This window comes from Brevundimonas vesicularis, assembly GCF_027886425.1.
Lineage (GTDB): Bacteria > Pseudomonadota > Alphaproteobacteria > Caulobacterales > Caulobacteraceae > Brevundimonas > Brevundimonas vesicularis_C.
In genome coordinates this window covers 1,968,287-1,993,825 of sequence record NZ_CP115671.1, presented here as the reverse complement: position 1 = coordinate 1,993,825, position 25,539 = coordinate 1,968,287, and the positions used below count along the sequence as shown (strand labels likewise).

The following is a 25,539-nucleotide window of genomic DNA, read 5'->3' as shown; positions in this document are numbered from 1 at the left end:
GACGGCGACCCGTAATCCGTCATGCCCTAGCGATTGCGCTGCGGCGTATCTTTCGGAGTTTTCATGCCTCTGTCGTCCGCGACGCCCTCTGTCGAACGTCAAAAGATCGCTGTGGTCGGATCTGGCGTCGCCGCGCTGTCTTCGGCTTGGCTTCTGTCGAAACGCCATGACGTGACGCTTTACGAAAAGGGCGACCGCCTGGGCGGGCATTCGAATACGGTGATGGCCAGCGTGCCTTCCGGCGACATTGCGGTCGACACTGGCTTCATCTGCTTCAATGACGCGACCTATCCCAATCTGATCGCCCTGTTCGAGCATTTGGGGATCCCGACACGCGCGACGGATATGTCGTTCGCTGTCTCACTGGATGACGGACAGTTCGAATATGCCGCGCCAGGCTTGTTTGCTCAGCGTCGCAATGCCCTGCGTCCTCGCTTCTGGTCTATGCTGAGCGAAATCCTGCGCTTTTATCGCGACGCGCCAAAGGATTTGGCTGCGATGTCCGATTCCTCGCTGACGCTCGGTGACTATCTAAAGCGGGAAGGGTTCAGCGAGGCGTTCCGCGACGATCACCTGTTGCCTATGGCCGCCGCGATCTGGTCATCGCCGGCGCACACGCTGATGGACTATCCGGCCGAGTCCTTCATCCGTTTCTGCGGTAATCACGGCCTGCTGAAACTGGTGGGGCGGCCGCTGTGGCGCACCGTCGAGGGTGGCGGCCGTGTCTATGTCGAACATCTCGCTCGCGCCATCCAGGACATTCGGCTGGACCACGGCGTCACGTCCGTGCGGCGTAGCGATCAAGGCGTCTTCGTTCACGACAGCCAAGGCGGGATCGAGCGCTACGACCAGGTTGTGATTGGGTCCCATGCCGATCAGGCTCTGGCGATGCTGGCCGAACCGACGGCGCGGGAGAAGGCGCTGCTCGGCGCTTTCCGGTACAGCCGAAATCTGACCGTCCTGCATACCGACGCCAGCCTGATGCCGCATCGTCGTCGCGCCTGGGCCAGCTGGAATTATATCGGCGCGGACGACGGCCTCTGCGTCACCTATTGGATGAACCGCCTGCAAGGTCTGCCGGGCGACGACCTTTTCGTGACGCTCAACCCGCCACGTCCGCCGCGGGCCGACACGATTTTACGCAGCGAACTGTACGAGCACCCCATCTTCGATCCCGCCGCCATACAGGCTCAAAAGCAGTTGTGGAGCCTGCAAGGGCAGGGGGGCGTCTGGTTCTGCGGGGCCCACTTCGGCGCGGGCTTCCACGAGGATGGCCTGCAATCCGGCCTCGCCGTCGCCGAACAACTCGGCGGCGTGCGTCGCCCTTGGTCCGTCGCGAACGAAAGCGGGCGCATTCATTTGACGACGCCTATGGGCGCACAACTGGAACGTGCCTCGTGACACTCAGCTCGGCCCTTTATCGCGGCCGGGTCATGCACCGACGCCTTCGCCCCAAGATCCATAAGCTGAACTATCGCGTCTTCTGGCTCATGCTCGACCTGTCGGAAATTGATGATGTGGACGCGCGCCTGCGCCTGTTCTCACGCAATCGGTTCAATCTCTTGTCTTTCCACGACAAGGATTACGGAGACGGTTCTGGCGCGCTGCGTCCTCAGGTGGATGCGTGGATGGCTCAAGCCGGCATCAATCTTGAGGGAGGGTCTGTCCGGCTGTTAACCATGCCGCGCGTTCTCGGCTACGTTTTCAACCCGATCAGCATCTACTATTGCCATTGGCCCGACGGACGGTTGGCCGCCATGGTGTACGAGGTGACCAGCACCTTCGGCATCCGCCACGCCTATGTCATTCCGATCCCGATCGAAGATCAGGCCGCAGGCGTCATTCGTCAGGGCGCGGCCAAGGCGCTCTATGTGTCGCCATTCATGGGCATGGAGATGGATTACCAGTTCCGTGGCCATACGCCGGGCGATCGGTTGGACATGACGATCGATGGGCTGGACGCCGAAGGCGTGCTGATCACGGCCGCAATGGCAGCCAAGCGTGAACACTTGAATGATCGAAACATCGCTGCCGCGACAGCAACGATACCGTTGATGACGTTTAAGGTGGTCGCGGCGATCCACTGGGAGGCGCTGAAGCTGTGGCTGAAGGGCGTCCGTCTCACACAGCAGCCCAAACCGGCAAACAATCCAGTGACCATTCAACGCCAAGCTCAAGAGAACCGTCTGTAACCCAAAGCAGCAAAAATAGTTTTATCGCCTAAGATATATTATCGGCAGGCCGGCCAGTTTCATTTCTGTTGCAGCTGTAGCGCAAACCCACGGCGCGCAGCTATCCAAACGTCGCAGCGACGTGGGTTTGAGCGGACCGCATCGACACATATTGGGGTTGATCGCGCTGAACTAAAACTGCTGTAGCTTCCGCCAGCTATGCATTCTCCCGCTGTCTCCAAAATCAGTTTGATACCGCCATCGCTATGCGGACCTGCGTGTGTCGACGCACTAGGTTTCCCTAGGTACGCAGCCACCATTTGGCTCGACTTCGTGAATGCGCATGCGGCGAATGCAACACGTGAGAAGTATGCGCGGGCGATCTCCAGTCTCTATCGGGATGCAGAAGCTATGCAGCCACCGGTGGATCTCGATAAGGCGCTCATAGAGACGAACCTGCGGGATATAGGGGCAGTCCTCTCCTCGGCGCTATTAGGCCACCAGTCGCGCCAGGCGGTTGATAAGCGCTGGGCGCTTCAGAAGCGGTTTGTCTTCGGCATATTGGACATGGTTAACGCCGGACAGGCGCATGAGTTGTCGCGGCAGCTTAAAGCGCTCCAAAGGTCATATTCTCAACTGCGAAATGCGCCAGCTGCGAGGCCCACCAGCCAGACAGCGAGGTCGTTGCCGGCGGACGTTCTCGAAGACATGTTCGAGCTTGTTGATCCCACGAGCTGTCGGAATCCTTTCAGAACGGCGACGGCTCGGTGGCGAAATTACACGATGGTCCTGCTGCTTTTTCAGCTAGGTCTCCGGCGTGGCGAAATGCTTCTCTTGACGCCGGATAGCATTCATTCTGAGTTCGACTTTCGTTTGGGGTGTCAAGTTCACTGGATTAGAATAACTCAACCCGATCTTGAGGATACTCGAGCAAGCCCGCCACGGTTGAAGAACGGGTGGGCAGTGCGAGATTTGCCTTTATCTCGTACCTTGCTCTCTGCGATTGATATTTACACGTCACAGTACAGGAAGGATGCGGACCACGGCTTCCTTTTTTCATCCTCTCAGCGGTTGCCGCTCTCTGAACAATCCGTTGAAGAGATATTCCAGGTGATCAAGCGCAACCTCAGTCCCTCGGCCCGCGAAAACTTGGCTGCGCGCGCAGGCAATCAGCTTTCGCCGCACAGTCTGCGCCATACCGCTAGCGTCGTTAGATATCAGAGGTTTTCTTCGAGCGGGATGGATCACGAGGAGATGAGCCGAAGAATCCGGCCTTTCATGAGTTGGGCACCTGGATCAGAAATGCCGTTCCACTACGCTCGGAAGTTTTTCGAGCCGCGTTACGCGAAGTTGTGGGACGAAACGTTCGACGATGCGCTGGCTGCCCTTCGCGAAGGGATAGGTTGCTAATGGATCAGTACGATCTGTTCCATCATGAGGAACCGGCAGCCCCCCTGCCCTCACTTCCCACTCTGCCATCGCTGATCCGATACAGAGATCAGTTCAGACGATGCGATGCTACGTTGCATCAGCCTGGGGCGGGCGAGTGGCGCCTCCATAATAACGGAGGGGTAGCCAGCTTATCGTTGAGTTTTGGCGATCCGTGGGTTGATCATTTTTTGCGGGCTCACCTCTGCGAGAAGCTGCTCGGATCGGTGACGACCGTGTGAACTTCTCGCACGTTTATCAGGCGCTCCACCATAAAAACTTATTGATTACAATCATCACTGCGATTGGACAGAGTTCAGCGATAGAGTTCCAGAAGCGCTGGATCGACGAGTTTCGCGACACCCTTTCCCGCCACCAGGCTCTACTTGGCCGCCGCTTCTCTCTATGGGGGTGCGCCCAAATTCATGATCCTCGACGATGTCACCTCAAGCCTGGACGCGGGACACCAGCTCAATCTTATCGACGTCATCCGCCTTCAGTTCGCCCGTCCCCGGGTGGCCGATGGCCCCCAGATCATTCTCCTCAGCCATGACACGACGATGCTGGAGAAACTGTTCAACGCACACAATTGCAGCACCGAGTGGCAGCACCGGCGCCTCGAGGGTACCCCGCAGATGGCGGTACTTCCTCAGTCCGGCGCCATCAACAAGGTCCGGGACGGGACCAACGACCTGCTCAACCAAGGGCGGGCGGCGGATGCGGCACCGTTCATCCGGCAGTACCTCGAATATCAACTTGGCAACATCATCACCCGCTGCAAAATCCCCGTGCCGTTCGACGTGGCTTTTAACGACGACCAGAAGATGGTCGGACGCCTCCTCGCCGCCATTCATGAGGCCGTCAAACTTCACAAGAAGGCCGGCGATCTAGTGCTCGACCCGGGGCAGGAAGCCGCGCTCGAGCAGCGCGGTATGACGATCTCGAGCAACTTCATTTCCCATTGGGCGACAGGCAGCACCAGCGCCTATTCAGCTGTCGCTCTTCAGACCGTGATGTCGGCGATTGATGCGCTGCAGGATTGCTTCATGCATCAACCTGATCCGGCCCGACCCAAAGCCTTCTATCGATCGCTGTCACAGAAGTAGCTTTGAGCTATATCGTCGGGGGAAGTTCGCGGCGACCCTGAAGGCGATATGGCGAATTGTCACAAATCCGAACCGCCAACGACGTTCCCGAAAGCGGCCGCAGCGAAGGTCCGCGATGAGTCAGAAGCCGTCTTTGGTCCCTACCCGCTCACCGCGTTTGGCCCGCTACGCCAAGGGGCCCGCTCGCTCAGTGGATTTTTCCCGATCTACCCTGAGCGGCCAACACAGCCGCTTTGCGCCAAAAGCGGTCATTCGACGGCTGCCGCAAACACGACATTCAGTGTGATCGAAAGTCGTAATTCCAGCTGACAGCCCATGACGGTTCCCGACCCAGTGCGGATGGTGGCAGGTCATCGAGCCGATGACAGCCACCTGATGGCAGCCAACATTTTTGACATTTTTCAGACAAGTTCACGGCCTCTCAACCAAACGCTGTGATCTTGCCGAGATGCGAGATCAAGACTGGACCGACATTGCGCGCCGCCGCGTCCGAGAGTTTCCTATCCGGCTATTCTTTAGCGTGGGAATCGCGGCAGCCGTGTTTCTACATGCTGCGGCAGCATGGCCGGTAATTTGGTTGATTGCGACAGTCGCTGCCCAACTCGCCACGTCTTGGGTAAGCGCGCCGATGCGTAGAGAGGGGTTTGTCGCACCCCACTGGCGTAAACAGCTTTTTGTCGCGTCTGTCGTTGTCAGCACCACCGTGTTTGCGAGCGTCGCGCCGTTGGCATGGTTCATGGAAGGTTGGCAGGGGCGAGTGCTCGCCGTCACTGTGCTTGCAGGTGGGGTGATGAATGTGCGGTTGCACGCCAGTTCCTCCGCCGCAATGGTTTGGGCTGCTACGGCGCCGTTTGGCCTGCTGCTTCTGGCGTTGCCTCTGATTTCGCTGGTGACGGAGCCGGGCAAACAGACCGCTGCCTTCGTCTGTCTCGCCAATTTCATGTATGTGGCTCATCTCGCTGCGGCGACGCGACGGGGATTGGCGGACAGCAGGGCCGTATCTGCATCGCTGGATCTCGCGGAAAAGACGTCTGAAGCGTTGAAGGCCGCAGCTGAAAAAGCGGGGGCTGCCAACCAGGCCAAGTCGGAATTCTTGGCGAACATGAGCCATGAGATACGCACGCCCCTTAACGGGGTCATGGGGGTGGCCGGTGCACTGACGCGTACGAATCTTGATTCAAATCAGCGTGAAATGGTCCAACTGATCGAGGGGTCCGCGAAAACTCTAGAGACGCTTCTCACGGATATTCTCGATCTTGCGAGGGTCGAAGCGGGAAAGCTCACTGTATTGGCCGAGCCCTTCAACGTGGCTGACGCCGTCAATGCCTGTGCGGCGTTGTTCGACCCTCAGGCACAGGCAAAGGGGCTGGACCTTCAAGTCGTCGTCCATCCCGACGCTGCTGGCGCTTACATAGGAGACGCCGTGAGGGTCAGGCAGATCATTGCCAATCTGCTGAGCAACGCCGTCAAGTTCACACGCAGCGGGAGCATCCACCTGACAGTGGCTGCGAAACCTGACGCCTCTCACACCCGCTTCACCATTAAGGTTCGAGACAGCGGCATCGGGTTCGATGCGACCGCCCAAGCAAAGCTGTTTTCCAGGTTCGAGCAGATTGATGGGTCAATCACTCGGAGTTTTGGCGGGTCAGGCCTGGGCCTGTCGATTTCCCATGCACTAGCGGGTGCTATGGGAGGGACGCTGACCGCAGATGGCGCTCCCGGACAGGGGGCGATGTTCATCTTGACCCTGGATTTAGCCAAGGCTCGTTCAAATACTCAGACCGTTCGGGCCAACGAGGAAGAACAAATCGAAGCTGCGCCACTAAGAGGCTTCCGCATACTTCTGGCCGAGGATCATCCCGTCAATCGCCGTGTCGTTGAGCTCATCCTGGGCGCGGCTGGGGCCAGTCTGACGTCCGTCGAGAATGGGGCCGACGCCGTCAACACAGCAAAATGCGAGACCTTCGACCTGATCCTTATGGATATGCAGATGCCGATCATGGACGGCCTCACTGCCATCACCAAAATCAGGGCGTTAGAGGCAACGGGCGAGGTTCTCACCACACCGATCTACGTGCTTTCGGCGAACGCCATGCCAGAAGATATCGCGAAGTCTATGGCAGCTGGAGCCGACGGGCATATCTCCAAGCCGATAGAGGCGACACGTCTATTGGACCAAGTGTGTCGGGCGATCACGGCAGTTCGGTCAACTGAGATCGCCAACGTCGCCTGACCACCCCTGGCTGACGTCGACCGCAATCGCTTTCCGGCCTGAGGGCCAACGTCCGCTTTCGGCCTCTAAGACCAGGACTGAAATCGACCCGTAGCAGACCCACAGACCGTCTGAATTGCTGCAGCCTTATCTGCTGGACAGAAAAAACGTATTCCCGTCAGGGTCTCGAAAATAGACGTGGGGAAACGGTTTCAACTCCGGCGGCCCCAGAAATTTGACCCCCTTGGCCGACAGGCGTTCGTACTCATACTGAACGTTCTCGCACCCGAACGAACCATTGAAGAAGGTGCCGATCCGGTCCTCCTGGCCTTCTGGCGTGAACAGCAACAACCCTGTCTGGGCGCCCGGAATTTTCAGCTCAACCCATCGGCGCTCACCGACGGGCCGGTCCGTTGTGATGGTGAACCCCATCACATCTGTCCAGAAAGCCAGGGCTCGCGCCTGATCGCCCGTTGGAATTCCGACGTAGTTGAGCTTTTTGATCACGTGAGTGTAGGCTCGGCGCATCGCATGCCCCCAGCCTAGGTCAATCGCGCGGGCGTAGGCAAATGACCAATAAGCAGTACAAGATCGATGGTTATGTTCTGGACACGCTGATGCGAGACCTGGTCGGTCATGACCATCGGCCATCGGCTTTCCTGGTCTATCTATGCCTGTCGGCGCTTGGCGATGTCGGCATCAGTCACGCCCAGTTGGCAGAGCAAACGGGCCTTTCCAAGCGCGGCGTCCAGGACGCGGTGCGCCACCTCGCCGATCGCAACCTGATTCGCGCGGCAAGGTCGGGCGCCCGGGAGGTTAACTGCTATACGGTGCTGACGCCTTGGCGCAGCGCCTAGCCCGACTCCTGTCCACCGGCCGAGTCTATTTCGGCTGCCACAACTCGATCTTCGTACCGTCTGGATCCTGGATCCATATGAAGCGGCCGAACGGATTGTCTTCATCGTGCGCCAGAACGGATACAGCGTTCGCCCTGAGCCGCGCAATCATCGCGTCCATGTCGTCAACGGAAAAGTTGACCATGAATTCACGTGAAGACGGCGCCATGTGATCGCTGGCCTGCGGAAACGCCATCCACGACACCTTAGGCGGATGGCCGGGCGCGTCATAAGCCAGGGCCGCCCCACCCCATGAAGCGACGTCAAGGCCCAGCACCTCGCGATACCACGCAGCCAGGGCCGTTGGGTCGGCGCTTTTGACAAAGACACCGCCGATGCCGGTGATCCGACCCCGTTGCTCAGTCATCGCACCCGCCGTGGGTAAAAGCACCATCGCCAGAAGTGCGCCTTTCGATACTCGAACCATTCCGCATCTCGATTTCCGTAATCACAGGTTGGACACTGCACAAGCAACTCTAACGACCCAACCTCAGCTCCGACCATCATCGCAACGATTGCTATAGCGATGGTATGCTTCAGAAGCTCGATAGTGGAGTGACTGACGAGTGACTTTGACAAATGTCAGTACATGCCACGGCAAGATCCACCCGTTGCGGACAGTCAAAGCGCGCAGTAGTTCCAAAGAATGATTGCAGCCCTTATTTTCACCCTGAGCCTTCAAGTGGCTCCGATCCCGCCAGCCCTGCCGCAAGATCCTGGATCTGAGCGCCGCGCCGCTGCCGCCGCTTTATTTCCTAGACAGGCTTACACACCCGAATACCGCCACGGGATTAAAATGGCCGCTGCGCGCCTGTCGGGGGAAACGCTGAATGCGCGTGGCGCGAACCTGTATGATCGCGACTTCCGACTGTCGGAACGGTTGGCGGATAGGGCGATTGCAACGCCTGACGCGCTAATCGACCAAGCGATCCAGTGCGTTGCTGAGCCGCTAGCGCAGCGGCTGAGTGTTCCCGATCTACTAGCTCTAAAGTCTTTCGCCGCAAGTGTGGAGGGCCGAGATTTCTGGTCGTTCTACTTCAACAATCTGCCGTGGATCGACTGTTTCAACCGGCCTGTAAGAGCGTTTCTCGCACCTTTTATCGAAGAAGATCTCGCCGTTGTGATAGCTGAGACGCCCTTGAAATGATTGTGGCAAGCGGCATGATAAGGTCTGCTCCCCACCCTAAGCGGACTTTTGGACAGTCCGCTCTCCAAAGAACTGCCCGAAAGCCGGCTCAGAGGTCGATCTGTTCCGATATCTCCAATGTGTCATCGACTTCGATGCCGAGGTATCTAACGGTGCTTTCCAGCTTTCCGTGACCGAGCAGAAGCTGACACGCGCGCAGATTTGCGGTCTTTTTGTAAATCAACGCTACCTTTGTCCGTCGCAGGCTGTGGGTCCCATACGCACTTGGGTTTAGGTCGATCATTCTTGCCCAGGTATCGACCAGCCGAGCATACTGGCGCGTGCCTATGTGCGCGCCCTCTTTGCTACGGCTGGGAAACAGCCAGTCGTCGCGTCGGCGCCCCCGGCGCTCCAGCCAATGCGCTAGCGCCTCCCTCGCGGCCTCAGTTATCTCGAACGGGACCAGGCGACCTGTCTTTTGCTGAATGATGGTCGAGCGCTGGCGAATGGCTCCGCCTTGAGCGATATCCGCTAGCCGAAGCTTCACCAGATCACAGCCTCGGAGCTTCGCGTCCAGCGCGATGTTGAACATCGCCAGATCCCGGATCGATCCAACCGATTTGAGATGCTGTCGGATTGCCCAGATGTGCTTAGGCTTGAGTGGAGTCTCGGCTCCAGTCATCCGATCAGTATTCCAGGGCTTACGAGGTAGACAAAAAAGATCGGGCTGGCTCATGGCCACCTCCCACGATCAACGCCCCCCTCCTCACCATACGCTTCAGACAGCGCTGATGCGCCATGAGCGGACGTTGGCTCCCCGCGGGACATCGGACGTAATCGGGACCCCGGTCGAACCCTGGAGCGGCATAGGGCGCCTTGAGAAATGCATTGTCGCGTGAGCTTCCCGAAACGTCCTGCGTTTCAGACGACCGGCATTGTGGTCTCTTCCCTAGGGCTTGATTCACACTCTCAACTGCATCATGCCGCCAGGTTCGGGCGGGCCAGTTATGGAGCGAGTAATGGCGCGCATTCTGATCGCGGACGATGACCCGCTACTGCGGGCCTTGCTGCAGCACAAGCTGGCGGCGGAGGATCACCAGATCTTCGCGGCCGAGCATGGCGGCGAGGTTCTGGACATGGTCAGGGATCATGCGCCCGATCTGATCGTTCTCGACGCTATGATGCCGGTGATGGACGGGTTCGAGGTGCTGCGCAGGCTCAAGGCCGGCGCCGGTACGCGCGACATCCCCGTGATCATGCTGACCGCCCTGAAGCGGGAACAGGATGTGGTCGGCGGGCTGCAACTGGGCGCCGCCGACTATCTGGCCAAGCCCTTCATTCCCGACGAACTGGTGCAGCGTATCCGACGCCTGCTGGCCACGGCGCAGATGGAGCAGGGGCATGATCGTTCAAGACGTCCCGGCTGAGGTCCGCATCGACCCGACGGCGCTGTATGAAGCGGCGGTCGCGGATCGGCGGGCGGGACGCAACGAAGCGGCCCTGGAGAAACTGGATCGCGTCCTTCAGTCCCGTCCCGGAGATGTGGACGCCGGCCTGAACCGCGCGCTCGCCCTGCTGGCGCTGCATCGGTCCATCGAGGCCGAGGCGGATTTCCGCGCGGTTCTGGACGCCGCACCGGACTATGTCGACGCCCGCGTCGGGTTGGCCCGTGCCGCGCAACGCCGGGGCGATCTCGCACAGGCCCGGGTCGAGGCGGGACGGGCGCTGGCCGCCGCGCCGGACCGTCCCGATGTCCGCGCGCTGAGGCCGACTCTCGGGCTGCCGGCCGTCTGGAGAGTGGATTTCGACGTCTCCCGCAGCCGCCTCGGCGCAGGCCTTCCGGACTGGAGCGAGGCCCGCCTGGGCGCGGTGCGGACGCTGAATGACCGGTGGAGCTTCGGCGCCGCGGCCGAGTGGACCGAACGGTTCGGTCAGGACGACGTCTTCCTTGAGGGGCGCCTGGACCACCGTATCGGAGCCGGCGGCGTCTATGTGGCCTTGGGCGCTGCGGTGGAGGCCGATTACCGGCCGGAAGCCTCGCTGCGGGCGGGCGCCGACGTCCCCCTGAGCGGCGGGATCAGCGCGACGCTGGACGCCTCCACCGCGCGCTTCGCCAGCGGGACGGTGAACAGCCTGCAGCCCGGTCTGGCCGCCCAGCTGGCCGATGGCCGCCTACGGCTGGCCGCGCGCTGGATCAATGTCTGGGACGAAACCGATCAACGGCGGGACGGTTATGCCGTCAGCGTCCAGTGGGCGGCCACCGACCGTGTGCGGCTCCGTCTGGATCACGCTGATGCACCGGAAACCAGCGAAGGCGTGACCGTCGACGTCAGCGCCATCAGCCTCGGCGGCGAAGTCGATCTGACGGACCGGACCAGTCTGCGTTTCGGCGTCCTGAAGGAGGACCGCGGGGCCTATGACCGCGAGGCGATCAGCCTCGGGCTTGGCTGGCGCTTCTGGTGAGCCTGCTGGGTCTCCTGTGGGCAGGTTCGCTGGTCATGGGGCTGGCGGCGGTCGCGTGGATGTTCGGGCTGATCATCGCCCGGTTGTTCCGGGAACGCGGCGACGCCCGCCGCGCCGCGGACCAGGCCCGCGTACGCACCGCATTCCTCGATATCCTCGGCGGCGACCTCGAAGCGCTCATGCGCCTGAAGCCCTACCGGCGCCGCGCGCGGTTAATGGCCGAGGCCGTGCTGGATGTGCTGGGTCTAATCCGTGGCGCGGAGCGGGAACGGCTGATCGAGGTTTTGGTCGGGATGGGCGTCCCCGACCGGCTGCGGGCGCGTCTGGATCGCGGCAGCAAGGCCGGCCGGATCGCATCGGCCGAGGCCCTCTGCGCCTTTCCCGAGACGGCGACGGTGGACGCCCTGCGAGGCGTCCTTCAACGCTCGCGTGACGGCGACCTGAGGGTCGCCATCCTGATCTCGCTGCTTGATCTGGATGCCGCCCCGCCTTTGAACGCTCTGCTGAACGACATCGCCGCGGGTGGGCTGCAGGACTCGCTGCTGTACGAACCGGTCATCCGGCGCGCGGCCGAGGCCGCGCCGGCCCAGGCGCTGGACGCCTTCATGCTGTCGACCGCGCCGGCGGCGACCCGCGCCCTTCTGGCGGATGCTCTGGGTGCAGCGGGCGACTACCGCGCCGTCGAACCCCTGATGCGCAACGCGGCTGCGCCTGAGCTCGAACTCCGGATCGCCTCCATCCGCGCGCTGGGCGTGCTCGGCCATCCCGCAGCCGCGCCGGCGATGATGACCGCGCTGGAAGACGAGATCTGGGAAGTCCGGTCCGCCGCATGCGAGGCCGCCGGACGCATCGGCCTGCTCGAGGCCGCGCCCCTTCTGGTCCAGGCCCTGGCCGATCCCGCCTGGTGGGTGCGGTTCCGGGCCGGCGAGGCACTGACCATGCTGGGCGACAAGGGCGTCGCCAGCCTGCGGATCGCCGCCCGAGCCGATCAGGACCTCATGCGGCGCGCCGCCTCGCTGGTTCTGGCGGAACGCGGCCTCTCGGAGGCGACGTCGTGACCCACGAGATCGCCGTCCTGATGGTCGGTTTCGCCCGCTCCATCGCCCTGTTCGTCATCGGAACGGGGGTGGCCCAGAACCTCATCTATATGTTCCAGCTGTTGCTGGCGGCCCGGGCGCTGGCGACCCGTCCCCCGATTCCCCAGCCCGCGGTCCTGTGGCGACGCTATGCGGAAGCCTCGCCCCCGATCGCCTTGCTGGCGCCCGCCTACAACGAGGCGATGACGATCGTTCAGAGCGTGCGCTCCCTGCTGTCGCTCCGCTATCCCAGCTTCGAGGTGATCGTCATCAACGACGGGTCGAAGGACGCCACCCTGCAGGTGCTGATCGACGCGTATGAGCTGAAGCTCGTCCAACGGCACTATGACCAGGCGCTGGACCATCAGCCGATCCGGGGCGTCTACGCGGCGACGCACCAGCCTCGCCTGATCGTGGTGGACAAGGAAAACGGCGGCAAGGCGGACGCCCTGAACGCCGGGATCAACGTGTCCCGGGCGCCCATCTTCTGCTCGATGGACGCCGACTCTCTGCTGGAGCCTGACGCCCTGCTGCGCGCCGTCCGTCCCTTTGTGGAGGACCCGGAGCGTACGGTCGCCGTCGGCGGCACCGTCCGGATCGCGAACGGCTGCGTCATTCGCGACGGGCGAGTTCTGGAGGTGCGCCCGCCCCGCAACCTGCTGGCCCTGCTGCAGACGGTGGAATACCTGCGCGCCTTCCTGATGGCCCGGCTCGCCTGGAGTCGGATCAACACCCTGACCATCATCTCCGGCGCCTTCGGCCTGTTCCGGCGGGCGCGCGTAATCGAGGCGGGCGGCTATACCCACGGGACGGTCGGCGAGGACATGGAGCTGGTGGTCAAGCTGCACCGGCTGATGCGCAACCAGGGCCGCCCGTACCGGGTGGCCTTCGTGCCGGAGCCTGTCTGCTGGACCGAGGCGCCCGAGGACTTGAGGGTGCTGGGCCGTCAACGCGCCCGCTGGCATCGCGGCGCGCTGGAAACCTTCGAGCGGCACTGGGATGTGATGTTCCGACCCCGTTACGGCCGACTGGGGCCCGTCGGCTTCGGCTACATCTTCCTCGTGGATGTGCTGGGCCCGATCGTCGAGATGCTGGGCTACATTTTGATTCCGGCCTTCTGGGTGCTGGGCCTGCTGTCGCTCGAGTACCTGCTGGCCTTCCTGGCGGTCAGCTTCACCTTCGGCGTGGTGATTTCGGTCGGCGCGCTGGCGCTCGAGGAATCCGAGTTGCGCAGGTTCCCGCGCGCCCGGGACCTCCTGCTGCTGACCGGCATCGCGGTGCTTGAGAATTTCGGCTACCGCCAGCTGAACAACCTCTGGCGCCTGCGCGGCGTCTGGCAGTACCTGCGCCGTAGCCAATCGTGGGGAACGATGACCCGCCGGGGCTTCAGCCCTCCGGTGTGACCAGCGCCGCCTCCAAGGTCCGGATCAGGTGATGGATTTCGTCGGGTGACGGTGTCCCGCCCGCGGCGAACGCGTCGTCCGCCGCGCCGGCGGCCAGACTGATCTCCGGAAAGCCGAAGGTGCCCGCCGCGCCCGACAAGCTGTGCACCAGACTGCTTAGCGCTTCAGCGCCGAGGTCATCGCGCGCCAGCAGGTCCTCAAGCCGCACCACATCACCGGCGCAACGCTCCAGAAAGCGCGCCCGCAAGGCCGGGAGGACGTCCGTCATCGCCGGGCCGCGAGAATGGCCCGCACGTCTTTGGCCAGGGTCATCGGATCGAACGGCTTGATGATGACGTCGAGCGCTCCAAGCGCCCGGTAGTGATCAACCTCACCTGATTGCGCCCGCGCGGTCATGAAGATGACCGGGGTCTGCACATGCTCGGGCCGCTCCCGCAGACACCCCAGCGTGCCGGGCCCGTCGAGGTGAGGCATCATCACGTCCAGAAGGATGACGTCCGGGCGCAGGCCGCCGTCCAGAACCGACAGCGCCGCCTGTCCGGAGGCCGCCGAGGTCAGGCTTATGCCCGGGTCCAGCTCCAGCGCGAACGCCGCCACCTCGCGGATGTCGTCCTCGTCGTCGACATGAAGAACGGTCAGTGCGGTGCTCATGAGCAGCCTCCGGAACTACGGGTCAGGCGACGAACTGTCCGCGCCAGCTGGGTCAGGGACATCCGAGACTTGGTCAGCACCGCCTGAACCGCCGGCGCCGCCTGACGGTCCGTATCCTGCGCGGAATAGATGACCACGGGGATGGTTCGCCCCTCCTTATCTGTCAGTTCCGGCAGCAGGTCCAGACCATGCCCGTCCGGCAGCCCCAGATCGAGGATCACGAGGTCCGGACGGCGGTCCTGCAGGGCCTCACGCGCCTCGGCGAGGCTCTCGACGCCGCGAACCTCGACTGAGGTCAGGGCCTGTCGCGTCACCTCCAGAATGTCGCGATCATCGTCCACATGCAGCACGACCGGCTTGGCGTCCGCCCGGGCGAGGGCCTGCACCGCCAGGCGCAGACGCGATGGATCGACCGGCTTCTCCATCCAGTCCGCCACCTCGAGCGACCGTCCCCTCACCTTGCCGCGGGCGACGTCGCCGGACACCACGATCACGGGCATGGCGCGCGTGTCCTCGCCGGCCTTCAGAGCCCGGATCAGACTGACGCCGTCCGCGTCCGGCAGATGAAGGTCGACCAGCCCCAGCGCATAGCGCCCGGCCTGGGCCATGGTCAGGGCCTCGCGGGCGGTGGCGGCGACGTCGGCGTCATAACCCTCCTGCGCCACCATCTCGGCAAGGATCCTGGCGGCGTCCGGATCGTCCTCGCAGATCAGGATGCGGCCCACGCCCCGGCTGCTGGCCTGTTCAGGCAGATCGAGCGGGAGGTCCAGATGGAAGGTGGCGCCGTCTCCCTCGGCGGACTCGAACCACAGCCGCCCGCCGTGGCGTTCGGCGATCTCACGGGCGATGGCGAGGCCCAGCCCCGTCCCGCCCTTGGCCCGGGTGTCCGTCGAGTCCGCTTGAGCGAACTTGCCGAAGATGCGCGAGCGGAAGGCCTCCGGAATGCCTGGACCGTGGTCGGTGACGCTGAGGCGTGCGATCCGGGCCTCGGGATTGACAGTCACCGCGACCTCCCCGCCGGCGGGCGAGAATTTCGCCGCGTTGGACAGCAGGTTGGTCACCACCTGGATCAGCCGGTCCGCATCGCCCCGCACCGGGGCCGGATCACCCTCGCCGAGACTCAGCGAGACGCCGAGCTGATCCGCGTAACCCCGAACGCCGTCGATCGACCGCGCGGCGATCTCCCTCAGGTCGAGCGGCGACATGGCCAAGATCAGCTTGCCGGACTCCAGCTTCTCGACATCCAGGATGTCGTTGATCAGCCGCACCAGCCGCTGGCTGTTGGAATGGGCGATGCCGATCAGGCGCGCGGCCTTGTCCGGAAGCTCCCCCCCGGCTCCACCGGCCAGCAGGCCCAGCGACCCGGCGATGGAGGTCAGCGGCGTCCGGAGTTCGTGACTGACCGTCGAGACGAAGGCGTCCTTCATCTCGGCCACCCGCCGCCGCTCGGTGATGTCGCGCACCACCGCCACAACATGTCGCCCGGTCGGCAGGTCCATGGCGCCGAGCGCCACATCGGCCGCGAAGGTCTGCCCGTCCCGCCGCTTGCCGTTCAGCTCCCGCAGCAGACCGTCGCCCAAGGCGCCCTGGCTGGCGCCCAGACGGTCCAGGAACGAGCCTTCGCCGTTATTCGCCAGATCGATCAGGACGCCAACGTCGCGCCGGACCAGGTCTTCCGCGCGCCAGCCGAACATCCGTTCGGTCGCCGGATTGAGCGTCTCGATGCTGCCGCTGGGGTTCAGGGTGATGATGGTGTCGAAGGCGCTGTCCAGGGTGGCGGCATGCCGCGCCGCGGCCGCCTCCAGGCGTTCCAGCAGTGCGCCGCGCGTGGCCAGATAGCGCCAGACCAGAAACGCCGCGCCCGCTGCTGTCAGCACCAGCGCGAGGAACAGGGCCACCACCAGGATTTCGGTTCGCGCCGTGCGGCCTTGGGCCCTGTCGGACAGCTGGGCCAGATGATTGGCCTCGTATCGGGTCATGTGATCCACCACCCGGCGGATATCGTCCATGGCGGCCTTGCCCTCGCCGGTCGAGACCTGCGCGGAGGCGGCCGCGGCGTCACCGCCTTGCCGCAGGCTGATCGAGCGTTGCATGACCTGCCGCTTCCGGGCGATCTGGCGTGACAGGTTCCGATAGTTCCCGGTCTGCTCGGCATTGCCTTCGTAGAGGCCGCCCAGCGCCGTCATCTGGCTATCAAGACGATCCAGCGCGTGATCGTAGGGTTCGAGGAAACTGGCGTTGCCGGTGATGATGTACCCCCGCTGGCCGGTCTCCGCGTCCTGCATCAGCGAGAACACCGACTGAATCTGGAGGCGGGTGTCGTAGGACCGCTGCACCGCCGCCCGCAAGGCCCCGGCGCTGGCGAACTCTCGCCTGAGCTCTACCCCGGTCAACACCAGCAGAACGCTGAAAATGGCGGCCGCAAGGGAGACCACCAGCTGGTATCGCCGTTTTTCGGATTGACGCGCGACGGGAGTCATCGGTTAAACCGCAAAGGCAGATACATCCGCAGGTTGACCGTGAAAGTGTGTGTCATCGAGGACGATCCCCTGATGCTGGGCCATCTGGAGGATATGCTGAAGCGCATGGGTTACCAGGTCATGACCGCCGCTTCGGTCTATGAGGGTCTGGAAATCGTGCGGACCTGGGAGCCTGACGCGGTCGTTGTCGACATCCTGATGCCCGATCGCGACGGCCTGAACTTCATCCTCGAGACCCGGCATCTGAGGGAGATCATGCGGGTGGTCGCCATCACCGGCGGCGGCCGGCTGGGCCCCGGCCCGATCCTGCAGATGGCCTCCGGCCTGGGGGCCCACGCCACCCTGACCAAGCCGATCACCTAGGATGCGTTGAAGGCGGCTCTATTATTAGCCTGAGACGTGGCTTGATCCTTCATCTTCCGAGCCGGGGGGCCAGTCTTTCCGAACCGCCACCCTCAATCAGCAAGAGGCTCACTGGGTTTGGTTCGGATGCAGCCCGAAAGCGGACAGGTGGAAGGTCAACCAAGAGTCAGAAGCGGACATCCGTCTCGCTCTGGCGTTTATCCACAACCTATCTACACCTCAGGTTTTCGTGGCCATCGCGCCTCTGCAGCCATCCGAGCGCCTTCGGGTTTGCAACAGAAGCGCCGTCGCCGAATGCAACGGACCCTTCTCTCAAATTACAATAATTTTGGCGTCAATTCAGAGAGTTACTGATGCAACAGCTTCCGAAACTGTGCGGTATGTGAAATTCTAGCCTTCAGTTTGTAGTTGGATCGATCAGGAATTTCTCTCCCGTCGCCTTCCGCTCGTAAGCAAGCAGAGTTTCTGGGTCGAGCGCTTCAGCAAGTCCTATTGTGCGTGTGTAGCGCGTCGCGAATGTGGTGGTCAGGTCGTCAAAGAGGCGTTTGCGCATTCTCGACACGGTATCGGGACCAACCTTCTGCATGAAAGGCGTCAATAGCCACCAGGACACGCTCCACTGGAACCAAAAGCAAGACGATTCAGAATCATCGGCGAAGTATCGAGCGCGCCGTAGACGTAGAGCTGTTTGAATGTTGATGAGCCATATCGGCTGTATTCGGTCATATGGTTGACTGCGCCACGTTCCATCGCGTGCATGATTTCGCCGCCCAGCGATCCGCCGCCTATGGCGTCGAACGCGACAGTGGCGCCGGTTTCAGTGACCGCGTCGGTGAGTTGTGTTCGAAAATCATCTTCGCGGCTGTTCAGGACATGGGTCGCCCCCGCGTCCTTCAGCAGTCGCAACTGATCTTCAGAACGCACGATATTGACGAGTGGCACACCGTCTTGGGCGCAAATCCGCTGGAGCATCTGGCCCAGGCTGGATCCGGCCGCAGTAGGGACGCCCGCGGAATGTCCCTCGGCCCGAGCGGTTTCAACAAATCCGAGCGCCGTCATGGGATTGACTGTCAAGGCTGCGCCTTGGGCGGCCGTCACACCTTCGGGAAGCGGCAGGGCATTGCGTGTTTTGATCTTTCTCAGATCGGCGTACATGCCGCCCCCGATAATGCCGACCCGACGCCCGATCCAGTCCTTCGCTTGATCACCGGCGGCGATGACGGTCCCTGCCCCTTCGTTGCCGACCGGAAGCGACTGGTTGATCCGGCCAGCCATGCCGCCCATCCGCGCTGGTGGAATATCGAGGCTAAGCTGGGGGGCGCCGTCCGACACATCCCTACGGACAGAAGCTGCATCCGCCGGACCAAGCAGCAAACCGAGATCGCTGGGATTGATGGGCGCCGCCTCGACACGGACAATGATTTCGTCGAATGCCGGATCATCCAGCACAGTCTCTGCAAGCGACAGCGTTAGAACCCCGTCCTTGCTCACCGTTGATCATAATTCACGCGTTTTGTGGGCATGAAGATGGGTCTTTATCGAGGCATCGGTTGCTGAACGGATGCATGACGTTTTGTGTCCCGCGATCGGTTCAGATTTAGTCTGGCGCGCGCGTCATGCCCGATCTGGCCGCCACATAGCGGCTTGACGAAGGCTCTCTGCACAGTGCAAGAAAGAACAAATGGAGAACATGTGCAGGGCTGAACGTATACCCTTTGTCCGGCAGCGACTGAGGGCCTTAGACAAAGGCTGTCCAGAAGTTCGTCATTTAAAACAGATGCCTGGACTGCTTTCTGGTGCTTTTAAGCGGGAAGCGATTCACGAACTCTATGCAGCCAGTGCCGCAGACGCAGTTGCGGTAAACGCCTTTGCCTTGGCGGTCGGAATGCTTTCCGCAAATGGACAGCATGTTGTCTGGGCATTGGATGCAATGATGGCTTCAGAACATGGGACTCCCTATGGCGTTGGCGTTGGCGTTGAAGAAATTGGGATTGATTCATCTAGAGTTTTGCTAGTCAAAGCCCAAAATATAAAAAGTCTCCTCATTATTGGTGAGGAATAACTAAAATCGCCTCCTGTCGGATCTATTGTTATTAGCGCTTGGGGCAATTCTAAAGCCTTCTCGTTGAACTCGAGTCGACGCCTTGCTTTGGCGGCCAAGTTGGGAGGCGCAACGCTTTTCTGTGTGCGTGCTGGAGCCGAGCCATCACCCAGTGCGGCAGAGACAAGATGGTCTGTGAAGGCCACAGCCTCCGCCTCTCTGGCTGGAGGCGCGCCTGGTCATCCATCTTTCTCACTTACCCTGCTGCGGCGGCGTGGCGGGGGCGAACTGAAAAATTGGATCTTGGAGTGGGATCGTGACGCCAGATCGTTTCGTGAACCGGCGCCGCTATCTGGCGCTTTGGTTCCCGTGGCTGCCCAGCGACCGGCTCAGGCGTGTGGCCAGAGCGGGCGACGCGTCGCTCGAGACTGGGTCTGATCCCGCGCCGGTCGTCTTGGTCGAGAAGGTCGGCGGCACCCTGCGTCTGGCGGCTGTCGATCCGGCGGCGGCAAGGGCGGGGCTGACGCCCGGACTGACTCTGGCCGACGCGAGGGCGCGAACGCCGTCCCTGCGCACCATCGTCCATAGGTCCGTGGCGGATTCTGCCTTGCTGCTACAGGTGCTGGAGGATTTCGGCCGCTTCACGCCCATGATCGCCGAGGATGCGCCGCACGGTCTGTTGCTGGACGTCACCGGCTGCGCCCATCTGTTCGGCGGCGAGGCTGGCTTGGTGCGCGCCGCGCACCAGCGTGCAGGGCGCATCGGCCTGGAGGCCCGCAGCGCCTTGGCGTCCACACCCCAGGCGGCGCGCGCCCTCGCTCGTTTCGGGCGGGGTGGCCTTTTCGCTTCGGGCGAGGATCGACAGGCGGTGCGTCGGCTGCCGATCACGGCGCTAGAGTTGCCGGAGCGTGACGCCCAGGCGCTGCAGCGCGCCGGCCTCAAGCGGATCGCCGATCTGGACGACCGGCCGCGCGCGCCTCTTGCGGCCCGCTTTGGGACGGACTTCCCTTCACATCTGGCTCGTGTGCTCGGCGATGAAGATGTCCGCATCACCCCGCACCGACTGCCGCCCCCCATCATCGTGGATCGAGTCTTTTTCGAACCCATTCTCACCGACGCGGACGTGGATCGCGTCCTGTCCGACCTGCTGATCGACACCGCCGATCGCCTGGACCGGGCGGGCCAGGGCGGGCGGGCGTTCGAGGCCGGCTTCTACCGCGTTGATGGCCAAGTTCGCCGCATCGTCGCGAGGACAGGCCGTCCGACACGCGATGTGGACACGGTGCTGCGTCTGTTTCGCGAACGGTTGGCGGCCTTGGCAAGCCCGCTGGATCCCGGCTTCGGTTTCGATCAGATGCGGCTATCGGTTCTGGAAACCCAGACGTTGAAACCGGTTCAGCGCGGCCTCGACGGCGACAGCCCCGACGGCGAGGATTTCAGTCGTCTGATCGACCGATTGACGGCGCGGCTGGGCCCCGAGGCGGTGTTGAGTTTCGAACCTCTAGGGTCGCACATCCCCGAGCGCGCCGGACGGTTGGTCCCGGCGACGATGAACGCGCTGCGAACGGCTCATGACTGGCCGGATCTCGATCCCGACGATCCGCCCTTGCGGCCCTTGCAGATGTTCGACCCGCCCCAGCCGGTGGAAACCCTGGCGGAGGTGCCGGACGGTTCGCCCCTGCGTTTCCGATGGCGCCGGGTTCTGCATGAGGTGGCCTTGGCCGAGGGACCAGAGCGGATCGGCGGCGAATGGTGGCGCGCGCCGGATCAGAAGACCCGCGACTATTACCGCGTCGAGGACCGCGAGGACCGCCGTTTCTGGCTGTTCCGTCAGGGCCTGTATGGCGAGACCGACGAGCCGCGGTGGTTCGTCCACGGCCTGTTCGCTTGACCGCGCCCGCCTATGCCGAGCTGGCGGCGACCAGCAACTTTTCCTTCCTGCGCGGGGCGTCGCATCCGAAAGATCTCGTGCTGACCGCGATCCTGAGAGGGCATACGGGGCTGGGACTGGCCGATCGCAACACGGTCTCCGGCGTTGTGCGGGCCTGGAGCGCCCTGCGGACCATCCGCGAGGACGGCCTGTCGCCGCCCGATGTCGTGCGCGACGGCGGCGAGCCGGGCGAAGTGACCTATGTCGAGGATCCGCTGAACGATCCAGCCCTGTCACAGATGGTCAAGGATCGGGCCGCGACGTTCAAACTGGCGACCGGCGCGCGTCTGGTCTTCAACGACGGGACGCCCGACATCCTCGCCTATCCCGAGACGCGCGCCGGCTGGGGCGACTGACGCGGCTGCTGACCTTGGGCAATCGCCGGGCGGTGAAGGGGCAGTGCGAGATCGGACTGCGCGATCTGCTGGCCGCGCACGAGGATCTGCTGCTGATCCTCATGCCGGGCGAACGGTTGAACGGCATCGATCAGGTCTTGGCAAAGTTGACCTATGCATCGCCCGGCGCAGTCTGGCTGGGCGCGGTGATGGGGCGCAACGGCGACGACCGTCGAAGACTGGCCCGGCTGAAAACACTGTCAGAGCGAAGCGGCGCACCGCTTCTGGCCGTCAATGATGTCCTCTATCACGACCCGATCCAACGCGATCTGCAGGACGTGATGACCTGCATTCGCGAAGGCGTGACCATCGAGGACGCAGGCCGACGTCTGAACGCCAATGCCGAGCGCTGGCTGAAACCGCCCGACGAGATGGCCCGCCTGTTCCGCGATGCGCCCGAGGCGCTGGTCGAGACCCAGCACGTCTTGTCTCGCATCGGCTTCGATCTGGGCGATATCAGTTACCAGTATCCGAAGGAGACAACCCCGCCTGATGAGATGCCGCAGGGCTGGCTGGAACAGCTGACCTGGCGACACGCCGAGATGCGTTATCCCGACGGCGTGCCCGACAAGGTCAAGGCGCTGCTGGATAAAGAGCTGATCTTCATCGCAAAGGCCGGCTACGCGCCGTACTTCCTAACCATCTATGACATCGTGAGGGTAGCGAACGACAAGCGGATTTTGTGCCAGGGTCGAGGTTCGGCGGCCAACTCGGCTGTCTGTTACGTACTCGGCATCACGGCGGTGGACCCGGCGGAATCCGACCTGCTGTTCGAACGCTTCCTTTCCACCGACCGTGGCGAGCCGCCCGACATCGACGTCGATTTCGAGCACGAGCGACGCGAGGAGATCATCCAGCACATCTACGAACGCTATGGCCGCGCGCGCGCCGGTATCGCCGCCACCGTGATCCGCTATCGTCCCAAGAGCGCCATCCGTGACGTCGGCAAGGCGCTGGGCCTGACCGAGGACGTGACCGCACGTCTGGCCTCCAGCCAATGGGGCAGTTGGGGCAGTGAGATCGGCGAACGCCATGTCGAACAGGCTGGTCTGGACCCCGCCAATCCCATGATCCAGCGTGCGGTGAAGCTGGCCATGCGGCTGTTGAGCTTTCCCCGCCACCTGTCCCAGCACGTCGGAGGCTTCGTCCTGACCCAGGACCGGCTGGACGAACTGGTCCCTATCGGCAATGCCGCCATGCCGGATCGCACCTTCATCGAATGGGACAAGGACGACATTGATGCACTCCGCCTGATGAAGGTCGATGTGCTGGCGCTCGGCATGCTGACCTGCATCCGCAAGGCGTTCGACTTGATCCGCGCTCATCACGGCGACGATTGGGCGCTGCATACGATTCCGCGTGATGATCCGGCCGTTTACGACATGCTGTGCAAGGGCGACTCCATCGGCGTCTTCCAGGTCGAGAGCCGCGCCCAGATCAACATGTTGCCCCGTCTGAAGCCACGCCGCCTCTACGATTTGGTGATTCAGCTGGCGATCGTCCGACCCGGTCCGATCCAGGGCGACATGGTTCACCCCTATCTGCGCCGCCGCAACGGGCTGGAGGAGCCGGACTATTCCAAGCCTCGACTGCAGTATCCTCAGGACGAGCTAAAACGGGTTCTGGAAAAGACCTTGGGTGTTCCCCTGTTTCAGGAACAGGCGATGAAGGTCGCCATGGTCGCGGCCGAGTTCAACGAGAAGGAAGCGAATGGTCTGCGCAAGGCCATGGGCATCTTCCGGGGCGACGGCACCCTGCACACCTATGAGGATCGAATGGTCGGCCGCATGATCGAACGCGGCTATGACCCGACCTTCGCCCAGCGTTGCTTTGACCAGATCAAGGGTTTCGGCTCTTACGGCTTTCCGGAAAGCCATGCCGCCTCTTTCGCCCAACTGGTCTATGTCTCCTCATGGATCAAACGCCACTATCCGGCGGCCTTCGCCTGCGCCCTGCTGAATAGCCAGCCGATGGGCTTCTACGCCCCGGCCCAGATCGTGCGCGACGCCCGCGAACACGGCGTCGAGGTGCGGCCGGTAGATGTCTCTTACAGCGGTTGGGACAACAGTCTGGAAGGTTCGGACAGGACGCCGGCGTTGCGGATCGGCCTGCGCCAGATCGACGGCTTCCGCGAAGACTGGGCAGAGGCGCTCGCCGCCGCCCGCGCCTTCTCTCTGTCCAACATCGAAACTCTGGCCCGCCGCGTCGCCTTGCCGTCGGCCGCCATGCGCAAGCTGGCCGACGCAGACGCTTTCCGATCGTTGGGGCTGGACCGGCGTGAAGCCCTTTGGGCCGTGCGACGCCTGCCTGACGACGCGCCCCTGCCGTTGTTCGCCGCCGCCCATGCGCGCGAGCTTGGCGCCGAACCCGACGCGCGATTGCCGACCATGGCCTTAGGCGAGCATGTCGCCGCCGACTACCAAACCCTGCGCCTGTCGCTGAAGGCGCACCCCATGGCCATCCTGCGCACCATCTTCGACGCCGAAGGCCTGCTGACCTGCGCCCGGACCGAAGCCCGTCACGGCGGCGCCCTGGTGCAGGTCGCCGGCGTGGTTCTGGTGCGTCAACGTCCCGGCAAGGGCAACACCATCTTCGTCACCTTGGAAGACGAGACTGGCATCATCAACGTTGTCCTCTGGGCGCGGATGTTCGAACAGTTCCGCCGCGAGGTCATGGCCGCCCAGCTGATGGCGGTCGAGGGCGTGGTTGAGAAAAGCCCCGAAGGCGTCGTCCACCTGGTCGCCCGCCGCGTCATCGACCGCTCCAGCGAACTGTCACGCCTATCTCAAGATCACGATACTTTGGTCCAACTCGCCCGCGCCGACGTCGTCGCCCATCCCCAGACACCCCGCCATCCGCCCCATCGCCATCCCCGTGATGTGCGAATCCTGCCGGGATCTAGAGATTTTCATTAATCCAGAAATGCGGAACCGAAACTCGAAAGGTCATTTTTGATTTCCGACACTCCACTGCTCAAACAATGCCTTCGGCAAGGCATCGTAGAGGTCATCCGAGGTCAATCCCGGACCGAAACGCTCTGCGGCGTCGGAATGAAGCCAAACAGCGGCGCAGGCTGCCTCGAAGCTGTCCATGCGTTGGGCTGCCAATCCGCCGATCATGCCGGCCAGGACGTCGCCGGTTCCGGCCGTCGCCAGCCACGGCGAGCCGTTTTCATTTCGGCGGATGCGACCATCAGGCGATGCGATCAGCGTCTGGGCGCCCTTCAAGACGATCGTGGCTTGTGCCTCTCGCGCCGCGTCTTGAACGGCCGTTTCGCGACCTTGGGCGAGCAGGCCTGGGAAAAGTCGCTCAAACTCACCTTCATGCGGCGTCAGGATATCGTCACGATCCAACACCGCGAATAGTTCCGCAGTCCGACCTTTGAAGACCGACAGACCATCCGCGTCGATCACCAAAACGGCGCCGGTCGAGCCAAGCGCCTGAATGTTTGCGATCGTCGCGTCGTCCAACCCTGCGGCAGGTCCGATCACGATGGCGTCACTGCCGGTGGCTTCCCGACTTAAGTTTTCGGGTGAAGAAAAAGGCTTCAACATCACCGCTTGCACAGCCGGCGCGATCACCGACGCCGCATCTGGCGGACAGAGGATTCGCACGACTCCAGCGCCCATCCTGAGACCCGCATGAGCTGCAAGTCGCGCAGCGCCGGTGTGATGCGCCTTTCCTGAAACGACCGCCAAGCGTCCGCGCGTATGCTTGTGCGTTTCTGCGCTCGGCCAAGGCAGAAAATTGCGCCAGATCGCCGGGTCGTTGGTTTCTATCATCCGCGTTCCGATTATC

The 25,539-nt window shown here is 62.7% G+C and carries 22 protein-coding genes and 1 pseudogene; 15 read left to right on the top strand and 8 right to left on the bottom strand.

Features of this window, described 5'->3' with window-relative positions:
• Positions 1–63: 63 nt before the first annotated feature.
• From PFY01_RS10255 to PFY01_RS10235, 5 genes are all read left to right on the top strand, one after another.
• Positions 64–1,401, top strand: a complete 1,338-nt coding sequence (locus tag PFY01_RS10255) for an NAD(P)/FAD-dependent oxidoreductase (RefSeq protein WP_271041210.1) — start codon at positions 64–66, stop codon at positions 1,399–1,401.
• The gene (locus tag PFY01_RS10250; protein WP_271041209.1) at positions 1,398–2,192 is read left to right on the top strand and encodes a DUF1365 domain-containing protein; all 795 of its coding nucleotides are present in this window, start codon (positions 1,398–1,400) and stop codon (positions 2,190–2,192) included. The genes PFY01_RS10255 and PFY01_RS10250 overlap by 4 nt, the downstream gene beginning before the upstream one ends.
• Before the next feature lie 312 nt (positions 2,193–2,504).
• On the top strand, positions 2,505–3,581 hold the full coding sequence (locus PFY01_RS10245; RefSeq protein ID WP_271041208.1) for a site-specific integrase: 1,077 nt from the start codon (positions 2,505–2,507) through the stop codon (positions 3,579–3,581).
• A gap of 443 nt (positions 3,582–4,024) precedes the next feature.
• Positions 4,025–4,705 (top strand): hypothetical protein, encoded by a 681-nt coding sequence (locus PFY01_RS10240; protein ID WP_271041207.1) that lies wholly within the window; start codon positions 4,025–4,027, stop codon positions 4,703–4,705.
• Positions 4,706–5,096: 391 nt separating this feature from the next.
• Positions 5,097–6,938 carry an ATP-binding protein gene (locus PFY01_RS10235; RefSeq protein ID WP_271041206.1) on the top strand — a complete coding sequence of 614 codons (1,842 nt, stop codon included), beginning with the start codon at positions 5,097–5,099 and terminating at the stop codon, positions 6,936–6,938.
• A gap of 126 nt (positions 6,939–7,064) precedes the next feature.
• Here PFY01_RS10235 and PFY01_RS10230 read toward each other — a convergent pair whose 3' ends face one another.
• Positions 7,065–7,445 carry a VOC family protein gene (locus PFY01_RS10230; RefSeq protein ID WP_271041205.1) on the bottom strand — a complete coding sequence of 127 codons (381 nt, stop codon included), beginning with the start codon at positions 7,443–7,445 and terminating at the stop codon, positions 7,065–7,067.
• A 41-nt stretch (positions 7,446–7,486) separates the two neighbouring features.
• Between PFY01_RS10230 and PFY01_RS10225 the strand changes: the two genes are divergently transcribed.
• Positions 7,487–7,774: a MarR family transcriptional regulator gene (locus tag PFY01_RS10225; RefSeq protein ID WP_271041204.1), complete on the top strand. Its 288-nt coding sequence runs from the start codon at positions 7,487–7,489 to the stop codon at positions 7,772–7,774.
• A 25-nt stretch (positions 7,775–7,799) separates the two neighbouring features.
• Here PFY01_RS10225 and PFY01_RS10220 read toward each other — a convergent pair whose 3' ends face one another.
• Positions 7,800–8,180, bottom strand: coding sequence for a VOC family protein (locus tag PFY01_RS10220; protein WP_271041203.1), 381 nt, complete (start codon positions 8,178–8,180; stop codon positions 7,800–7,802).
• A 279-nt stretch (positions 8,181–8,459) separates the two neighbouring features.
• Here PFY01_RS10220 and PFY01_RS10215 point away from each other — a divergent pair, with 279 nt between their 5' ends.
• Positions 8,460–8,960: a hypothetical protein gene (locus PFY01_RS10215; RefSeq protein WP_271041202.1), complete on the top strand. Its 501-nt coding sequence runs from the start codon at positions 8,460–8,462 to the stop codon at positions 8,958–8,960.
• Positions 8,961–9,048: 88 nt separating this feature from the next.
• On the opposite strand, the gene PFY01_RS10210 is transcribed toward PFY01_RS10215, so the two are convergent.
• Complete coding sequence (locus PFY01_RS10210) at positions 9,049–9,675, bottom strand: tyrosine-type recombinase/integrase (protein ID WP_271041201.1); 627 nt, start codon at positions 9,673–9,675, stop codon at positions 9,049–9,051.
• Between the two features lie 283 nt (positions 9,676–9,958).
• On the opposite strand from PFY01_RS10210, the gene PFY01_RS10205 reads away from it, so the two are divergent.
• From PFY01_RS10205 to PFY01_RS10190, 4 genes are read left to right on the top strand one after another with little or no spacing between them, the layout of a single operon-like run.
• The gene (locus tag PFY01_RS10205) at positions 9,959–10,366 is read left to right on the top strand and encodes a response regulator transcription factor (protein WP_271041200.1); all 408 of its coding nucleotides are present in this window, start codon (positions 9,959–9,961) and stop codon (positions 10,364–10,366) included.
• A complete protein-coding gene (locus tag PFY01_RS10200; RefSeq protein WP_271041199.1) occupies positions 10,341–11,402 on the top strand; it encodes a YaiO family outer membrane beta-barrel protein in 1,062 nt (353 codons plus the stop codon). Before PFY01_RS10205 ends, PFY01_RS10200 begins: the two co-directional genes overlap by 26 nt.
• On the top strand, positions 11,399–12,460 hold the full coding sequence (locus tag PFY01_RS10195; protein ID WP_271041198.1) for a HEAT repeat domain-containing protein: 1,062 nt from the start codon (positions 11,399–11,401) through the stop codon (positions 12,458–12,460). Before PFY01_RS10200 ends, PFY01_RS10195 begins: the two co-directional genes overlap by 4 nt.
• A complete protein-coding gene (locus PFY01_RS10190) occupies positions 12,457–13,881 on the top strand; it encodes a glycosyltransferase family 2 protein (RefSeq protein ID WP_200932861.1) in 1,425 nt (474 codons plus the stop codon). The genes PFY01_RS10195 and PFY01_RS10190 overlap by 4 nt, the downstream gene beginning before the upstream one ends.
• Here PFY01_RS10190 and PFY01_RS10185 read toward each other — a convergent pair.
• Genes PFY01_RS10185 through PFY01_RS10175 form a run of 3 tightly spaced genes read right to left on the bottom strand, consistent with a single transcriptional unit; the run spans position 13,865 to position 17,012 of the window.
• The gene (locus PFY01_RS10185) at positions 13,865–14,149 is read right to left on the bottom strand and encodes an Hpt domain-containing protein (protein WP_055805187.1); all 285 of its coding nucleotides are present in this window, start codon (positions 14,147–14,149) and stop codon (positions 13,865–13,867) included. The genes PFY01_RS10190 and PFY01_RS10185 overlap by 17 nt on opposite strands.
• Positions 14,146–14,532, bottom strand: a complete 387-nt coding sequence (locus PFY01_RS10180; protein WP_271041197.1) for a response regulator — start codon at positions 14,530–14,532, stop codon at positions 14,146–14,148. The genes PFY01_RS10185 and PFY01_RS10180 overlap by 4 nt, the downstream gene beginning before the upstream one ends.
• Positions 14,529–17,012: a CHASE3 domain-containing protein gene (locus tag PFY01_RS10175; protein WP_271041196.1), complete on the bottom strand. Its 2,484-nt coding sequence runs from the start codon at positions 17,010–17,012 to the stop codon at positions 14,529–14,531. The genes PFY01_RS10180 and PFY01_RS10175 overlap by 4 nt, the downstream gene beginning before the upstream one ends.
• Before the next feature lie 39 nt (positions 17,013–17,051).
• Here PFY01_RS10175 and PFY01_RS10170 point away from each other — a divergent pair, with 39 nt between their 5' ends.
• Positions 17,052–17,375, top strand: a complete 324-nt coding sequence (locus PFY01_RS10170; RefSeq protein ID WP_271041195.1) for a response regulator — start codon at positions 17,052–17,054, stop codon at positions 17,373–17,375.
• A 594-nt stretch (positions 17,376–17,969) separates the two neighbouring features.
• On the opposite strand, the gene PFY01_RS10165 is transcribed toward PFY01_RS10170, so the two are convergent.
• Positions 17,970–18,866, bottom strand: a complete 897-nt coding sequence (locus PFY01_RS10165; RefSeq protein WP_271041194.1) for a zinc-binding dehydrogenase — start codon at positions 18,864–18,866, stop codon at positions 17,970–17,972.
• Between the two features lie 190 nt (positions 18,867–19,056).
• Between PFY01_RS10165 and PFY01_RS10160 the strand changes: the two genes are divergently transcribed.
• The 3 genes and pseudogenes from PFY01_RS10160 to PFY01_RS10145 all read left to right on the top strand — a co-directional run bounded on the left by PFY01_RS10160 (position 19,057) and on the right by PFY01_RS10145 (position 24,656).
• Entirely contained in the window at positions 19,057–19,437 is a 381-nt protein-coding gene (locus PFY01_RS10160) for a hypothetical protein (protein ID WP_271041193.1), read from the top strand.
• Positions 19,438–19,750: 313 nt separating this feature from the next.
• A complete protein-coding gene (locus PFY01_RS10155; RefSeq protein WP_271041192.1) occupies positions 19,751–21,307 on the top strand; it encodes a Y-family DNA polymerase in 1,557 nt (518 codons plus the stop codon).
• A pseudogene (locus PFY01_RS10145) lies at positions 21,304–24,656 on the top strand (error-prone DNA polymerase). Before PFY01_RS10155 ends, PFY01_RS10145 begins: the two are co-directional and overlap by 4 nt.
• A gap of 30 nt (positions 24,657–24,686) precedes the next feature.
• Here PFY01_RS10145 and PFY01_RS10140 read toward each other — a convergent pair.
• The gene (locus PFY01_RS10140) at positions 24,687–25,523 is read right to left on the bottom strand and encodes an NAD(P)H-hydrate dehydratase (RefSeq protein ID WP_271041189.1); all 837 of its coding nucleotides are present in this window, start codon (positions 25,521–25,523) and stop codon (positions 24,687–24,689) included.
• Between the last annotated feature and the right edge of the window lie 16 nt (positions 25,524–25,539).

What these genes read in the sequence shown, in the direction of transcription:
- PFY01_RS10255 (WP_271041210.1), top strand. Translation starts at nt 64, where the DNA reads ATGCCTCTGTCGTCCGCGACGCCCTCTGTCGAACGTCAAAAGATCGCT.
- PFY01_RS10240 (WP_271041207.1), top strand. Translation starts at nt 4,025, where the DNA reads ATGATCCTCGACGATGTCACCTCAAGCCTGGACGCGGGACACCAGCTC.
- PFY01_RS10230 (WP_271041205.1), bottom strand. Translation starts at nt 7,445, where the DNA reads ATGCGCCGAGCCTACACTCACGTGATCAAAAAGCTCAACTACGTCGGA.
- PFY01_RS10225 (WP_271041204.1), top strand. Translation starts at nt 7,487, where the DNA reads ATGACCAATAAGCAGTACAAGATCGATGGTTATGTTCTGGACACGCTG.
- PFY01_RS10220 (WP_271041203.1), bottom strand. Translation starts at nt 8,180, where the DNA reads ATGACTGAGCAACGGGGTCGGATCACCGGCATCGGCGGTGTCTTTGTC.
- PFY01_RS10215 (WP_271041202.1), top strand. Translation starts at nt 8,460, where the DNA reads ATGATTGCAGCCCTTATTTTCACCCTGAGCCTTCAAGTGGCTCCGATC.
- PFY01_RS10210 (WP_271041201.1), bottom strand. Translation starts at nt 9,675, where the DNA reads ATGAGCCAGCCCGATCTTTTTTGTCTACCTCGTAAGCCCTGGAATACT.
- PFY01_RS10205 (WP_271041200.1), top strand. Translation starts at nt 9,959, where the DNA reads ATGGCGCGCATTCTGATCGCGGACGATGACCCGCTACTGCGGGCCTTG.
- PFY01_RS10200 (WP_271041199.1), top strand. Translation starts at nt 10,341, where the DNA reads ATGATCGTTCAAGACGTCCCGGCTGAGGTCCGCATCGACCCGACGGCG.
- PFY01_RS10185 (WP_055805187.1), bottom strand. Translation starts at nt 14,149, where the DNA reads ATGACGGACGTCCTCCCGGCCTTGCGGGCGCGCTTTCTGGAGCGTTGC.
- PFY01_RS10180 (WP_271041197.1), bottom strand. Translation starts at nt 14,532, where the DNA reads ATGAGCACCGCACTGACCGTTCTTCATGTCGACGACGAGGACGACATC.
- PFY01_RS10175 (WP_271041196.1), bottom strand. Translation starts at nt 17,012, where the DNA reads ATGACTCCCGTCGCGCGTCAATCCGAAAAACGGCGATACCAGCTGGTG.
- PFY01_RS10160 (WP_271041193.1), top strand. Translation starts at nt 19,057, where the DNA reads ATGGAGAACATGTGCAGGGCTGAACGTATACCCTTTGTCCGGCAGCGA.
- PFY01_RS10140 (WP_271041189.1), bottom strand. Translation starts at nt 25,523, where the DNA reads ATGATAGAAACCAACGACCCGGCGATCTGGCGCAATTTTCTGCCTTGG.